Source organism: Zoogloea sp. (assembly GCF_044344315.1).
In the GTDB taxonomy this organism is placed as follows: domain Bacteria; phylum Pseudomonadota; class Gammaproteobacteria; order Burkholderiales; family Rhodocyclaceae; genus Zoogloea.
Window position 1 is genome coordinate 20,470 of record NZ_JBIJDC010000041.1, and the last position, 14,317, is coordinate 34,786.

Consider the following 14,317-nt stretch of genomic DNA (forward strand, 5'->3'; position numbering starts at 1 on the left):
GAATCGAAGGGCATGCAATTCGTCTGGGACTCCCTGCGCGTTCAGCTGACGCTCGGGGTGCTGATTCTCCAGGCAGTTTGCATCTTTGCAATTTCAATGATTGCCGAAGATCGGCTGAAGAGCAGTTTCCTTGCTCAGTTGGAATCGCAGCAGAAAGGTGACCTGGTTTTTGTCGCCAAGTGGCTTGAGGGCGAAATCAGCGAACGCATCGATGCGCTGCAGACTATCGCGGACCACCTGCCCCCGGAGGACTGGTCGAACAGCCGCACTATCCAGCGTCACCTCGGCAGCCAATCCGGCATATCCCGCTTTTTCGGGCGGGATGTCTATGTGCTTTCCCCGGGCGGGATTCGTGTTGCCGAAGTCCCTGCCCGCCAGCTAATCGGGGCCGACTACCGCAACACGCCCTATCTAGACCGTGCCCTCCACACCAAACGTCCGGTCGTCATGCCTCTCATTGGCCGTTTCTCCGGGCATCCAAACCTGGTATTCGCTGTCCCGTTACTGGACAAATCGGGGAGCGTGGTTGCCGTGATCTGCGGTTCGGACCGCCTCGGCCCCGGCACCCATTTCGACATAGCCGGTTTCACCCGCAGCGGGAGCCTGGGCGGTTACCAGGTCATCGCGCTGACCGAGCGCACCTATGTCGCCCATACCGATGCATCGAAGGTTTTGAAGGACGTGCAGGACGGCGCTGCTGCCTCGCCGCCGGAGCACAGGATCGAGGACGGATTTGAAGGCGCAGGCCGCTCGATCGACGCAGCCGGAGACGAGATCATCTCCCACGCCATGCCCCTCCAGGCGATCAACTGGCGGGTTGTTGCCTATGTGCCTGTAAAGCAGGCGCTGGCCCCGCTGGCCGACCTGACCCAGACCATCTGGATCGGTGCCCTGATGGCCATGCTTGTCACCGGCTTGGTGGTCTGGCGCTTCATGGGCAATCAACTGCGGCCTCTCGAAAGCGGCGCGACTCAGATCATCAATGCCCTGCCGCGCATGGCGCCGGCAAAACTGCCAGAAACCGGGCGCCGTGAGATCCGCGTTTTTCTCCATCATTTCAACCAGCTCTACCAGGTCATCCAGGAGCAGCTTCTCGCCTTGCAGCAGGAGCGGGACAGCCTGGAGGTCATGGTCGACAAGCGAACGGCGGCGCTGGCCAGCACCGAGCGCTTCACCAGGGCGATTGCCGATGCGCTTCCCGGCATGATTGTCTATTGGGACTCCCACCTGCAGAACCGTTTCGCCAACCGCGCCTTCCTCGACTGGTTCGAAAAGACACCCGATCAAATTGAAGGCATCGGCATGGCCGAACTCCTGGGGGAGGACGACTATTCGTTCGCCAAAGCCCATATGGACGCCGCTCTCCAGGGCGAGCGGCAATCCTTCGAACGCATCCTGTCGAAACCGGGCATGGCCTGCCGGCATTTCCTGACCCATTACATTCCCGACGGGCCGCCAGGGTCGGTCCGGGGAGTCTTCGTGTTGCTCTACGACATCACCGAGCGCAAGGCCGCCGAGCAGGAAATCCAGAAACAGGCCGACGAACTGGATGACTTGTACAACCACGCCCCCTGTGGCTACCACTCACTTGACGAACATGGTGTCGTCCAGAAAATCAACGATACCGAACTCGACTGGCTCGGCTATACCCGCGACGAGCTCGTAGGCAAGCGGCAGATGGTTGAATTCCTGACACCGTCGGCCGCCGAGACCTTCCGGCAGAACTTTTCAAAGGTCCGTGCCGGCGAGAAACTGCATGAATTGCCGCTGGAACTGGTCGGCAGGAACGGCGATACCCTTCCCGTGCTGCTGTCGGCCTCTGCCGTTGTCGACGATGCCGGACGGTTTGTTTGCTCTCGCTCGGCATTGATCGATTATTCGCAGCTCCGCCGCCAGCAGGAAATGCTGGAGCAGGTGCTGTCGGCATCGCCCATGGCGGTACGCATTGCCCGCGCGGATGACCACCAGATCCTGTTCGTTAACCAGGCATTCTGCAGCCTGGTCCGCCGCAACAAGGATGAAACCAATCACGAGGACGTCAGCCGCTACTACGCCGACCCGCAGGTCTTTGGCGAGATCTACGCCTCCCTGGCGCGGGGCGAGATGGTGCTCAATCGACTGGTCGAGATCTACTTTCCCGAGGATCCGGATGAGTCACACCTCTGGACGCTGGGCTCCTACATGAACATCGACTACGGTGGTAGCCGGGCAGTACTGGCCTGGTTCTTCGATATCACCCGGCTGCAGGAAGCCAAATCGGAAGCGGAGGCCGCCACCAAGGCAAAAAGCGCCTTCCTGGCCAACATGAGCCACGAAATCCGGACGCCGATGAATGCCATCATCGGCATGGCCGAACTGGCCCTGGCCACCGACCTGAACCCCAAGCAGTTCAATTATGTTTCCAAGATCAAGTCGGCCTCGGAAAGCCTGCTGACCATCATCAACGACATTCTCGACTTCTCCAAGATCGAAGCAGGGAAGCTGGAGATGGAAAGTGCCAGCTTCGTGCTGGAAACCGTGTTCGACCGGCTTTCGAGCGTGGTCGCCCTGCGCGCCGAGAACCAGGGGATAGAGCTCTACTACGACATCGACGAAGACGCCCACGTCCTCGAGGGCGACCCGCTCAGGCTGGGGCAGATCCTCGCCAACCTGGTCAGCAATGCCCTGAAATTCTCAACCGGCGGGAATGTCATCGTCAAGGTTCGGACCGCGACGCTGGCCGACCAGGACGTCGAATTGCGTTGCTCGGTGAGTGACGAAGGCATCGGCATGAGCGAAGAGCAACTCGACAGACTCTTCAAGCCATTTACCCAGGCCGACTCTTCGACGACGCGGCGCTTTGGCGGAACCGGCCTCGGCCTTTCCATCTGCCGGCAACTGGTCGAACTGATGGGGGGACGTATCTGGGCTGAAAGTGTGCTGGGCCAGGGAAGCACCTTCCACTTCACCGTCCGGCTCAAATCCCTTAAGGTCGATCGCCGCCTGGGCATTGGCGAGTTTGGAACAAGACTGGCCCAGCAGGCGCAGCGTCCGGTCTTGATCGTCGATGACAATCCCGTTTCCCTCAACATACTTTGCCGCCTGACCAGCCAATTGGGCCTCCAGGCTGAGGTCGCCGCCAGCGGCTACGAAGCCGTCCTGAAAATGAACGCCACCCCGTCGCCCGACTACCTCGCCTGCCTGATCGATTGGCGTATGGCCGGCATGGACGGCATTGAAACCATCCGGCAGATGCGGGCCATCCATGCCAGCCATGGCACGACCGCCCCAAAGATGATCCTGGTCAGCGCCTTCAGCCACCACAGCGAGCTGGATGGCGTGGCTCAAGAGATCGATGGGGTGCTCGCCAAGCCGATCTGCGCCCGCCACCTCTACGTGGAGCTGGCCAACAGCCTGGGCATGCTGAGCGACGAGGCGCCACTGCTGGAACGCCGCAAGGCAGCCACCCAGAACTGGGCGCGCTTCAGCGGAATCGACATCCTTGTCGCAGAGGACGTCGAGATCAATCGCGAAGTGATAGGCGAACTGCTTGCCAATGCAGGCGTGACGGCCCGCTTTGCCGTCAACGGGCAGGACTGCCTGTCGGCGGTATTCGCAAAGCACCCGGACGTCATCCTGATGGACGTGCAGATGCCGGTCATGGACGGCTATACCGCCACCCGGCGTTTGCGGGAGATGGCCGGATATGCGGATCTCCCCATCATCGCCCTGACCGCCAATGCCCTGCTCGAGGAGCGCGACCACTGCCTGCAGGCGGGCATGAACGGGTACGTGCCCAAGCCTGTGCGCATGGAGCATCTCTATGAACAGCTGCTGGCCTGCCTGCCAGACTGGCAAGCAAAAGATCCACTCCAGGATCGAAGGATTCAGTCTGAAGGGGACAACGCACCGGCGGTCGGCACCAACCCGGAGTTCCCCGGCATAGACGTGGCGGTCGGCCTGACGCATGTGCGCCGGCTGCCGCTCTATCTGCGCCTGCTCGCCAAATTCCGCGACACCCACGGCCGCACGTTCGAACCCGACTACCTCCAGGCCCGGGATGCCGACGACTGGGGCACCCAGGTGCGCCTGGCCCACACCCTGAAAGGCACGGCGCGCACCTTGGGCGCCTTCGACCTGGGCGAAGCCGCCGCCAGCCTCGAAGAAGCCGCCATCCGCCACGACCGGGACACCTGCGGCCTGCGCCTGCCCGAAACACTGGCGCAATTACGGGTCGTGATCGACGGCTTGGAGGCGCTCTGAGCGGGCGCGTATGGCCTTGAAGGCCGCAATGGCTTGAAGCGGGTGAAGATCCCACTGATTGCTGATGAAGCGGTCCGGATCGACAATCCCGACGCCGTACGGGGTGAGCAACTCGCTTCAGCTTGGCCGCAGAGCGGCCACGGGTGGCAGAGACGCATGAGCACGTCGCCCCGCCGCTTCAAATTTCAGTGTTCGGTAGCTGCTGCAGGTGCTGACTTGAGCGAACGGCTGCCTATTGCCGAGAATCTTCTGCAATGGAAGTGCAGGCGTCAGCCTATCGCCACTAAAATATTCCCTGAACATCAACAAATAAGCGGCGAGCGCAGAAGAAGACGATGACTCCGGAATCTCTGGCCAGGATCGAGATCGACAGTCGGCTGGAGAAAGCCGGGTGGGTCGTGCAGGATTTGAAGAAGCTCGACCTGTCGGCAGGTCTGGGTGTCGCGGTGCGCGAGTACCCCACCGATGGCGGGCCGGCGGATTACGTGTTGTTTGTTGCCCGACACGCCGTGGGCGTGATCGAAGCGAAAAGAGACAGCGCCGGTGAAAACCTGACCGCCACCGAGGCCCAGACCGAGCGCTATGCCTCCGCCCGGCTCAAATGGCGCAAGGATGACACCTCGCTGCGCTTCCTGTTCGAGGCCACCGGCCAGATCATCCGCTTCACCGACGGCGCCGACCCGGCCCCGAGGTCCCGCGAGATCTTCCATTTCTTCAAACCCGAAACCCTGGCCGAGTGGCTGGCGCAGCCGGACACTCTGCGCGGCCGGCTCGCCGGGCAGATGCCTGCGCTGCCCGAGGAAAACCTGCGTGACTGCCAGATCGGCGCCGTCACCGGGCTGGAACACGCGCTGGCGCTCAACAAGCCCCGCGCCCTGGTGCATATGGCCACCGGCGCGGGCAAGACCTTTACCGCCATCACCTCGGTCTATCGCCTGCTCAAGTTCGGTGGGGCGAAGCGCATCCTGTTTCTGGTGGATACCCGCAATCTCGGCAAGCAGGCCCACCAGGAGTTCATGGCCTACACGCCACCCGACGATGGCCGCAAGTTCACCGAGCTCTACAACGTCCAGCGGCTCGCCTCACCCAGCATCGACCCGCATTCGAAGGTGTGCATCAGCACCATCCAGCGCATGTACGCCATCCTCAGTGGCGAGCCGATCGACGAATCGGCCGAGGATGTCTCGCTCAACGAGGTGCAGCAAACCTCAAAGCAGGAAAAGCTCGTCCGCTACAACCCGGCAGTGCCCGTCGAAACCTTCGATTTCATCATCATCGACGAGTGCCACCGCAGCATCTACAACCTGTGGAAGCAGGTGCTCGACTACTTCGATGCCAGCCTGGTCGGCCTCACCGCCACCCCCGACAAGCGCACCTTCGGCTTCTTCAACGAGAACATCGTCGCCGAATACACCTACGAGCAGTCCGTAGCCGACGGCGTCAACGTCGGCTACGACGTCTACACCATCGAAACCGAGATCACCCAGAAAGGTGCCCAGTTGAAAGCCCGGGAGTGGGTGGACCACCGTGATCGCCAGACCCGCAAGCGGCGTTGGGCCCAGACCGAGGACGACACCGCCTATACCGCCAAGGTACTCGACAGGTCGGTGGTCAACCCGAGCCAGATCCGCAAGGTGATCCAGGCCATGAAGACCGCCGTCGAGACGGAGATCTTCCCAACCCGCAAAGAGACGCCCAAGACGCTCATCTTTGCCAAGACCGACAGCCACGCCGACGACATCATCAACATCGTGCGCGAGGTCTATGGCCAGGGGAACGCCTTCTGCAAGAAGGTCACCTACCGCGCCGAGGAAGACGCCGACAGCGTGCTGAGCAGCTTCCGCAACGACTACAACCCGCGCATCGCCGTGACCGTGGACATGATCGCCACCGGCACCGACGTCAAACCCCTCGAAGTGCTGCTGTTCATGCGCGACGTGCGCAGCAAAGGCTACTACGAACAGATGAAAGGCCGCGGCGTGCGCAGCCTCGATGGCGATGGCCTCCGGCGCGTGAGCAACAGCGCGGACGGTGCCAAAACCCGCTTCGTGCTGATCGACGCCGTGGGCGTGGAGAAATCCCTCAAGACTGAAAGCCGGCAGTTGGAAAAGAAGCCCGGCGTGCCCCTCAAGGACCTGCTGCAAGGCGTGGCCATGGGCAGCCGCGACGACGACACCGTGCTCTCCCTCGCCAACCGCTTGGTGCGCCTCGCCAAGCAGCTCGACGACAAGGCCCGCACCCGCATCGAAATAGCCAGCTGCGGCATCCCGGTGGGGGAGCTGGGCAAGAGCCTGATTGCCGCGCTCGATCCGGACGCCATCGTCGAGGCCGCGCTGGCCGCCGCCAGCGCCGCCGGCATCACCCGTTCCGAAGACACCCTGCTCCCCGCGGAGATCGCGGCTGCCCGCGCCCAGCGCGTGGCCGCCGCCTGTGCGCCCTTCGACAAGCCCGAGCTTCGCGACGAGATCGAAAACGCCCGCCGCGAGCGCGAGCAGATCATCGACCACATCAACGTCGATGAGCTCATCTTCTCGGGCTATGCCGAGCAGGCCGAGGAAGAGGCCAAGGCCGTGATCCAGCGCTTTGCCGACTACATTCAGCAGCACAAGGACGAGATCGCCGCGCTGGACTTCTTCTACCAGCAGCCCTACCAGCGCCGGGCGCTGAGCTTCGAGATGATCGAAGAACTCCATGCTCACCTCGCCAAGCCGCCGCTGATGCTCACCACCGAACGCCTGTGGAGCGCCTACGCCCGCGTGCATGCCAGCCAGGTGAAGGGCACAAACAGCAGGCGCCAACTCACCGACCTGGTCTCGCTGCTGCGCTTTGCGCTGGGGCTGGACGGCGAACTCAGGCCCTTCGCCGACGAGGTGGATAAACGCTTCCAGGCCTGGATCTTCCGTCACAATGCGCGCCGCGCCACTGCCTTCACCCCCGAGCAGACCGAATGGCTGCGGATGATGAAGGACCACATCGCCAGCGCCTGCGCCATCCACCGGGATGACTTCGACTACGCCGAGTTGGCGGACAAGGGCGGGCTGCAGAAAGCCTGGGGGCTGTTTGGCAAGGAACTGGATACGCTGATGGATGAGATGAATGGGGAGCTGGTGGCGTGAGGGAATTGCCGAAGGGGTGGTGTCAGACGACATTGGATTCAGTTGTCGACGTCTTGGATTTCGAGCGCGAACCCATCAACTCATCCGAACGAGAGAGTCGCGTTAGCGGCAAGTCCGAGCGCGACCTCTACCCGTATTACGGTGCAACCGGCCAAGTTGGGCTCATTGACTCTTACCGATCAGAGGGCCAGCGAGTGCTACTCGGTGAAGATGCGGCACCGTTTCTTGACCCGGTGAAAGACAAGGCCTACCTAGCGAACGGGCGCTTCTGGGTCAACAACCACGCCCATGTTCTTGCCGGGGCGGGCGGCCTGATTGACAACCGGTTTCTTTGCCACCAACTCAATCTCGTCGACTATCGCCCGTTCGTTACGGGCTCAACTCGATTGAAGCTCACGAGCGCAGCTATGCGGCAATTGCCTTTGGTCGTTGCCCCAGTCGGCGAACAAACCCGCATCGTCGCCAAACTCGAAGAACTGCTCTCCGACCTCGACGCCGGCGTGGCCGAGCTCAAGGCGGCGCAGAAGAAGCTCGTGCAATACCGCCAATCCTTGCTGAAAGCTGCCGTTGAAGGCGCGCTCACCGCCGATTGGCGCCAGCACAACCACCCCACCGAGACCGGCGCGCAACTGCTCGAGCGCATCCTCACCGAACGCCGCGCCCGCTGGGAGGCCAGGCAACTCGCCAAATTCGAGGAGCAGGGCAAGACGCCGCCGAAGGACTGGCAGAAGAAATATCCCGAGCCAGTGCGGCCGGATACCGCCGACTTGCCGGAGCTGCCGGAAGGGTGGATGTGGGCGAGCGTAGATCAGTTGTCCGAGATTCAAGGGGGTATACAGAAGCAGCCGTCGCGCGCGCCGGTGAAAAACAAGTTTCCATTCCTGCGCGTTGCGAACGTCGCTCGCGGGCGGCTCAAGCTCGACGAGGTGCATGAGATAGAGCTTTTTTCCGGGGAGCTAGACCGGCTTACCTTGCTCGCTGGCGATGTACTGATCGTGGAAGGGAACGGCAGCCTGACGGAAATAGGCCGCTGTGCAGTCTGGGATGGGTCGATCAAGGACGCCGTCTGTCAGAACCATCTCATTCGTGTCCGCCCGATTGGAATGGAAGGTCGATTCTTGGAGAGCTGGCTCAACTCCCTTGGGGGTATAGAGAAATTGACCAAGCTGGCGGCGACAACAAGCGGCTTGTACACGCTCAGCGTTGGGAAGATCGCGAAGGTTCCAGTTCCCGTGCCTCCGCGCGTGGAGCAGTGCAAAGCGATTGAGTCCCTGGCTGAACAACTATCTGGCTTGGAGTTGCAAGAGCAGTCGGTAGGTCTGGCCCTTAAACAATCCGCCGCCCAACGCCAGAACATCCTCCGCACCGCCTTCTCCGGCCAGCTGGTTCCCCAAGACCCCGACGACGAACCCGCAAGCAGGTTGCTCGAACGCATACGCAGCGCACAACAGAATCACCCCCTCTCGGGCAAAAGGAAGAAACCCGTTACCCGATCCTCCAAGGAAACAAGATGCTGACACGCCTCGAAATAGACGGATTCAAGACGTTTGAACGTGAAACGGTCGATCTGACCCCCTTCACGGCGATCATCGGCAGCAACGCGGCGGGCAAGAGCAACCTGTTCGATGCGATTCAGTTGCTCTCCAACCTTGCCACCCGCGATGTGGCGGAGGCGGTAAAGGACATGCGGGGCGAGCCGTTGGAGTTGTTTCGCCAGACGCCCTCCGGGCGCTCTCGCCAGATTCGACTTGCTGCCGAAGTACTGGTCGATCCCGTGGTCCGCGACCCCTGGGGCAGCGAGGTCAAATTGACCCACACCCGAATGCGCTACGAGGTTACGCTGGAGCGACGCGAGACCCGCCCCGGCATCGAACGCATCCAGGTCGCCCATGAAGCCGTCTTGCCCATTCTGCGCAAGGAGGATTGCTGGGCGAAAGCCATGCGCCCGTCGGCAGCATTCCGCTCGGCCTATCTCAAGTATGTGCGCAGCAAGCCTTGGCTGACGACCGAAGAGCGACCGGAGGGCCTGACTTTCGATATCCATCAGGACGGTAAACAGGGCCGTAACCGGCCCGCCAGCGCAGCCGAAGCCACGGTGCTGTATAGCATCACCAACGCGGAGTTCCCTCACCTTTTCGCGCTGCGCGAGGAAATGCACCATTGGCGGCTGCTGCAACTCGACCCCGCCCTGCTGCGCAAGCCGTCCCCGGCCACCGCATCTGACGTTCTGAACGCCGACGGCTCCAACCTAGCTGCTGTGCTGGCCCAACTGAAGGCTGAAACGCAGTCGCCATCTCGTCCGAACGGCGTGCTCAGCGATATCGTGGCAGAACTGAATAACCTTATTCCGGGCGTCACTCGATTGCATGCCGAATTGCATGATGCCAGTCGCGAGTACCGCATTGAACTGACCATGCGCGACGGTTTGCCGTTTTCGTCGCGGGTCATTTCGGACGGCACGCTGCGGGTGCTGGCGCTCCTGACGCTGTTGCATGACCCTCGGCATCGCGGGCTGATCTGCTTTGAGGAGCCGGAGAATGGCGTGCATCCGGCACGCGTCAAGCTGCTGGTCCAGCGTCTGCGCGACATGGTCATCAGTCCAAGTAATTTCTCCGACAATGATGAGATCGTGCCGCTCAGCCAGTTGTTGCTCAACAGCCACTCTCCGGTGGTGTTGTCAGCCTTGCTCGACAAGGACCTTCATCCCGTGGAAGGGACGATTCTTTTTGCCGACACGTCGTCGGTCAGCGATCCCGAGCGCAAAGAGGTTCGGCGCAAGACGCGCCTGCGCCCCGTTCGCCCCCGTGCGCAATCCGAACTGTTTGAACTCAGTGGTACGGCCCAAGGCTTTGTGTCGGATTTCGAGGTCAAGACCGTTCTTGAGACGGCCAGCTCGGAGGCATGACGATGAAATACCTTGGTCTTGCGCTCTACGCGGAAGGTCCGACTGACTACTATTTTCTACGGCCCTTGCTGCAACGTCTGTGTGAAGATCTTTGCGCGAATGAAGCACTGGGGTCGGTGGATGTCAGTGAAGTCCTTGCATTAAATCATCCGACGTCTACTGATGCTGCGCCACGCGACCAGCGCATCCTAGCGGCAGCAAAGCTGGCCCGAGGCTCATGGAGAATCGTGTTCGTGCATGCCGACGGGGCAAACGATCCGAGAACTGCCCGGCAAGAGCAGGTGGAACCCAGCCTCAAGTTGCTGAGCGATACGTTCGAGGATGAAGGCATCGGCGTAGCAGTTGTTCCCGTTCGTGAAACGGAGGCGTGGGCAATTGCCGATGGCGACGCAATTCGGGCTGTATTCGGCTCCGACTTGAGCGATCGCGACCTTGGCCTCCCGGTCCGGCGGGTGTTGGAAGCGGTCGCGGATCCAAAAGCTATTCTTTCAGACGCCTTTTATGCCACCAACCCAACCGGGCGACGCCGCAAGCAAGGTACATCCCCATACCTCAATAGTCTTGCTGAGACGATATCACTGAGTCATCTGCGCGAATTGGACGCCTTCTGCACGCTGGAAAGCGATTTGAAAACCGCGCTTCAAAAGCTTCGGATTCTCCGCTGACGCGGTGTCTTGGGAAGGTTGCCCGCGGGGTAGGGATGGCTCCCAAGCTCAGGCGTTACGTGCCGAGCTGGGCGTGATTTACTTGATGGGTACTTGATGGAACGCCCGATATCTGTCGCACAAGAACATAAACCCGTTAAAAAACAATGCGGTGCGGAGAGAACGCTACTTGATGGGTATTTGATGCCCGCCGCAACGGAACGCTGAAGATGAACACCTCCTCCCTCATCCAGAAAGTCTGGAACTTCTGCCACACCCTGCGCGACGACGGCGTGGGCTATGGCGACTATCTGGAGCAGCTCACCTACCTGCTGTTCCTCAAGCTCGCCCATGAATACGCGCAGGAGCCCTACAAGCGCGACACCCGCATCCCCGCGGGCTACGACTGGGCGAGCCTGCGCGGCAAGACCGGCGAGCCGCTTGAGGCCCACTATCTGGCGATCCTGCACGAGCTGGGCGCGGAGTCGGGCATGCTGGGCGCGATCTTCTTCAAGGCGCAGAACAAGATCCAGGACCCGGCCAAGCTGGCGCGCCTGGTGCAGATGATCGATGCCGAGAGCTGGATCGGGCTGGATGCCGACACCAAAGGCGATCTCTACGAAGGCCTGCTGCAGAAGAACGCGGAAGACACCAAGAGCGGCGCGGGCCAGTACTTCACGCCCCGGGCGATCATCCAGGCGATGGTGGCCTGCGTCCGCCCCCAGCCGGAGAAGACCATTGCCGACCCGGCCTGCGGCACGGGCGGCTTCTTCCTGGCGGTCAACGAATGGTTGTCGGGTTCCGGGCAATGGCTGAAGGACAACGCGGCGTGGCTGCACCGGGACCTGCTCAAGCTGAACCCGAGGCAGGCACGCTTTCTGCGCGAGCAGACCTTCCATGGCAACGAGATCGTGCCCAACACACGCCGCCTGTGCCTGATGAACCTGTTTCTGCACAACATCGGCGAGCTGGACGGCGAGCCTTCGGTAGAGCGCGCGGATGCCCTGATCTCCGAGCCGAAGATCAGGGTGGACTACGTGCTGGCCAATCCGCCCTTCGGCAAGAAGAGCAGCATGACCATCACCAACGGGGAGGGCGAGGAAGACCGCGACGCGCTCACCTACGAGCGGCAGGACTTCTGGCAGACCACTTCCAACAAGCAGCTCAACTTTCTGCAGCACATCGTCAGCATGCTCAAAGTGGACGGCAAGGCGGCGGTGGTGCTGCCCGACAACGTGCTCTTCGAAGGCGGCGCCGGCGAGAAGATCCGCCGCAAGCTGCTGGAAAACTGCGATGTGCACACCATCCTGCGGCTCCCCACCGGCATCTTCTACGCCCAGGGGGTGAAGGCCAACGTGGTGTTCTTCGACAATGCGCCGAAGGACGGGCGGGGGCATACGAAGGGCGTGTGGTTCTACGACCTGCGCACGAACAAGCATTTCACCCTCAAGACCCGCCAGCTGAGGCTGGACGATCTGAAGGATTTTGTCGTCTCCTACAACGCCGATAACCGGCACGAGCGCCAGGAAACCGAGCGCTTCAAGTTCTTTGCTTACGATGAACTGATTGCCCGCGACAAGGCGAGCCTGGACATCTTCTGGCTGAAGGACGACAGCCTGGAAAATCTGGACGACCTGCCACCCCCGGACGTGTTGCAGCAGGAGATCATCGAACACCTGGAGGCCGCGCTGGCCGCGTTCCGTGATGTTGCATCGGGCCTGCCGAGCTTTGCACGGGTTGAGGGCGGGAAATGAATGTTACGGCGTGCTGTTGATCGGCGGCACGGCCGCCATGTGACCTGATCGAGCCCTATCCACCTCCGACCAGACAGCAAAAAGGCCAACCCTCTCAGGTTGGCCTTTTTGCTTGCAGATCAACGACCTGCCGGAATCCGGTGGAGCGGGCGATGGGAACATCATCGTGTTCCCAACTCGTTGATTGATAACGAGTTTTTCGCACTCGGCGAACTGAGATGGACATAATTATGGACTGAAAAACCACGCTTGGTCAACGCGCGCTCCGAGCAAGCCCAGTGCGAGCCATGGACAGCCAGCAGTAGCCAATGTACCCGAGCGCTCAACGTCACGAGGCCGGTTCATCTCCCTTTGGCAGGAACTCCTCGCGGGCGCGCTGCAGAAACCGCTTCATGGGCTCAGAGGGTTCGGCGCTGCGGCGCAGCAGGTAGGTGGACAGCATGGGCGGCGTGCCGGCCAAGGGGCGAACGGTTATGTCGGGGCGGTTCAGGGTCTGCACCTGCGAGGCAATGGCGAAACCTAGGCCATAACCGGCACCGACCAGAGTCAGCATCACGCCTAGGCTCGTCACCTGATCTACCAGCTTGAGCGGCTTGGACGCACCTTGAAGCACCGCCTGGATCTGGTGGTGGCAGCCCGATCCCGCGTCCGGATGGCACAGTACCAACGGAAACTTCAAGGCTTCATCCAATGGCACTTCCGCGTGCGCCAACAAGGGGTGGCGCACGGGCACGATCACCGACAGAGGATCGGTCCACACGGGCTCGGCGACAAGGCCTTCGCTCACCGCGTCCGACAGCGCAAAACCGATGTCCAGCAGATCGTTGTGCAGGCCCTTGAGCTGCTGCGCGAAAGGCAGCTCGAAGACGCGAATCTCCAGTTCGGGCTCTTCCTCGCGGCTGCGCGCCAGCAAGGTGGCAATGTGGGGCTGCGCCAAGCTGTCGCAGATGGCGATGCGCAGATAACCCTGATAGCCCTGCGCCGCCGCCTTTGCGGCACTCACCGCCTGCTCCACGGTGGCCAGCACGCGCCGGCACTCACCGAGGAACACTTGACCGGCCCAGGTCAGTCGCGTCTGGTGCGCGCTGCGGTCGAACAACTGCACGCCGAGCGTGGCTTCGAGATTTCGCATTGCGCGCGACACAGGCGATTGTTCTACGCCAAGGCGCTCGGCCGCTCGCGCGAAATGCAGTTCTTCCGCGACCGCAACGAAATAGCGCAGTAGTCTGAGTTCCAATGCGGCCTCCTGTTTGCCTCGTTCCTGGCCTGCGTCCACCTCATGCGGATTGCGCCTCGCTTTCTCCTTCGATGATTGGCAAGAGGTTCCGGCGTTGCATGCTTGCCTATTCGGATAGGCAGATCGCATCCGAAAATTACGGAGGTTGAGGCGGAACGCTACCTGGCCGAAGACCTGAGAACCTCAATCACCGCGACGCTGCACTACCGCCTGATCCACAGGTTCAGTTCAATCAATTCCCGGGTTGCAGCTCCACACGCACCTCGCGCGATTTGCCGGCCCGTTCCACTGACAAGACCACCACATCGCCGACCTTCCTGTCGTCTAGCCGCGCGAGCAGCTTGGCCACATCGTCCGTCGCCTTGCCATCAACATCGATGATGCGGTCGCCCGGCACGATGCCTTGCGGCGTGACTTCG

The 14,317-nt window shown here is 61.6% G+C and carries 8 protein-coding genes; 6 read left to right on the forward strand and 2 right to left on the reverse strand.

Annotated elements, in window-relative coordinates:
• The first annotated feature begins 12 nt into the window (after positions 1-12).
• The 6 genes from ACIQ09_RS10830 (at position 13) to ACIQ09_RS10855 (ending at position 12,661) form a co-directional block, all read left to right on the forward strand.
• Entirely contained in the window at positions 13-4,242 is a 4,230-nt protein-coding gene (locus ACIQ09_RS10830) for a response regulator (protein WP_398309134.1), read from the forward strand.
• Positions 4,243-4,577: 335 nt separating this feature from the next.
• A complete protein-coding gene (locus ACIQ09_RS10835) occupies positions 4,578-7,358 on the forward strand; it encodes a type I restriction-modification enzyme R subunit C-terminal domain-containing protein (RefSeq protein WP_398309137.1) in 2,781 nt (926 codons plus the stop codon).
• Entirely contained in the window at positions 7,355-8,875 is a 1,521-nt protein-coding gene (locus tag ACIQ09_RS10840; RefSeq protein ID WP_398309140.1) for a restriction endonuclease subunit S, read from the forward strand. The genes ACIQ09_RS10835 and ACIQ09_RS10840 overlap by 4 nt, the downstream gene beginning before the upstream one ends.
• Positions 8,869-10,263, forward strand: coding sequence for an AAA family ATPase (locus tag ACIQ09_RS10845; protein ID WP_398309143.1), 1,395 nt, complete (start codon positions 8,869-8,871; stop codon positions 10,261-10,263). The genes ACIQ09_RS10840 and ACIQ09_RS10845 overlap by 7 nt, the downstream gene beginning before the upstream one ends.
• A 2-nt stretch (positions 10,264-10,265) precedes the next feature.
• A complete protein-coding gene (locus ACIQ09_RS10850; RefSeq protein WP_398309146.1) occupies positions 10,266-10,928 on the forward strand; it encodes a hypothetical protein in 663 nt (220 codons plus the stop codon).
• Between the two features lie 209 nt (positions 10,929-11,137).
• Positions 11,138-12,661, forward strand: a complete 1,524-nt coding sequence (locus tag ACIQ09_RS10855; protein WP_398309149.1) for an N-6 DNA methylase — start codon at positions 11,138-11,140, stop codon at positions 12,659-12,661.
• Positions 12,662-12,989: 328 nt separating this feature from the next.
• Here the strand turns inward: ACIQ09_RS10855 and ACIQ09_RS10860 are convergent, their stop codons facing one another.
• Both ACIQ09_RS10860 and ACIQ09_RS10865 read right to left on the reverse strand, forming a co-directional pair.
• On the reverse strand, positions 12,990-13,898 hold the full coding sequence (locus ACIQ09_RS10860) for a LysR family transcriptional regulator (protein ID WP_003141085.1): 909 nt from the start codon (positions 13,896-13,898) through the stop codon (positions 12,990-12,992).
• Positions 13,899-14,130: 232 nt separating this feature from the next.
• Positions 14,131-14,317 (reverse strand): PDZ domain-containing protein (locus ACIQ09_RS10865; RefSeq protein WP_398309154.1); only part of this gene is annotated, 187 nt, incomplete at its 5' end.

Bases quoted from the DNA above. Each gene is read 5' to 3' on its own strand.
- ACIQ09_RS10830 (WP_398309134.1), top strand. From the start codon at position 13: ATGCAATTCGTCTGGGACTCCCTGCGCGTTCAGCTGACGCTCGGGGTG.
- ACIQ09_RS10835 (WP_398309137.1), top strand. From the start codon at position 4,578: ATGACTCCGGAATCTCTGGCCAGGATCGAGATCGACAGTCGGCTGGAG.
- ACIQ09_RS10845 (WP_398309143.1), top strand. From the start codon at position 8,869: ATGCTGACACGCCTCGAAATAGACGGATTCAAGACGTTTGAACGTGAA.
- ACIQ09_RS10850 (WP_398309146.1), top strand. From the start codon at position 10,266: ATGAAATACCTTGGTCTTGCGCTCTACGCGGAAGGTCCGACTGACTAC.
- ACIQ09_RS10855 (WP_398309149.1), top strand. From the start codon at position 11,138: ATGAACACCTCCTCCCTCATCCAGAAAGTCTGGAACTTCTGCCACACC.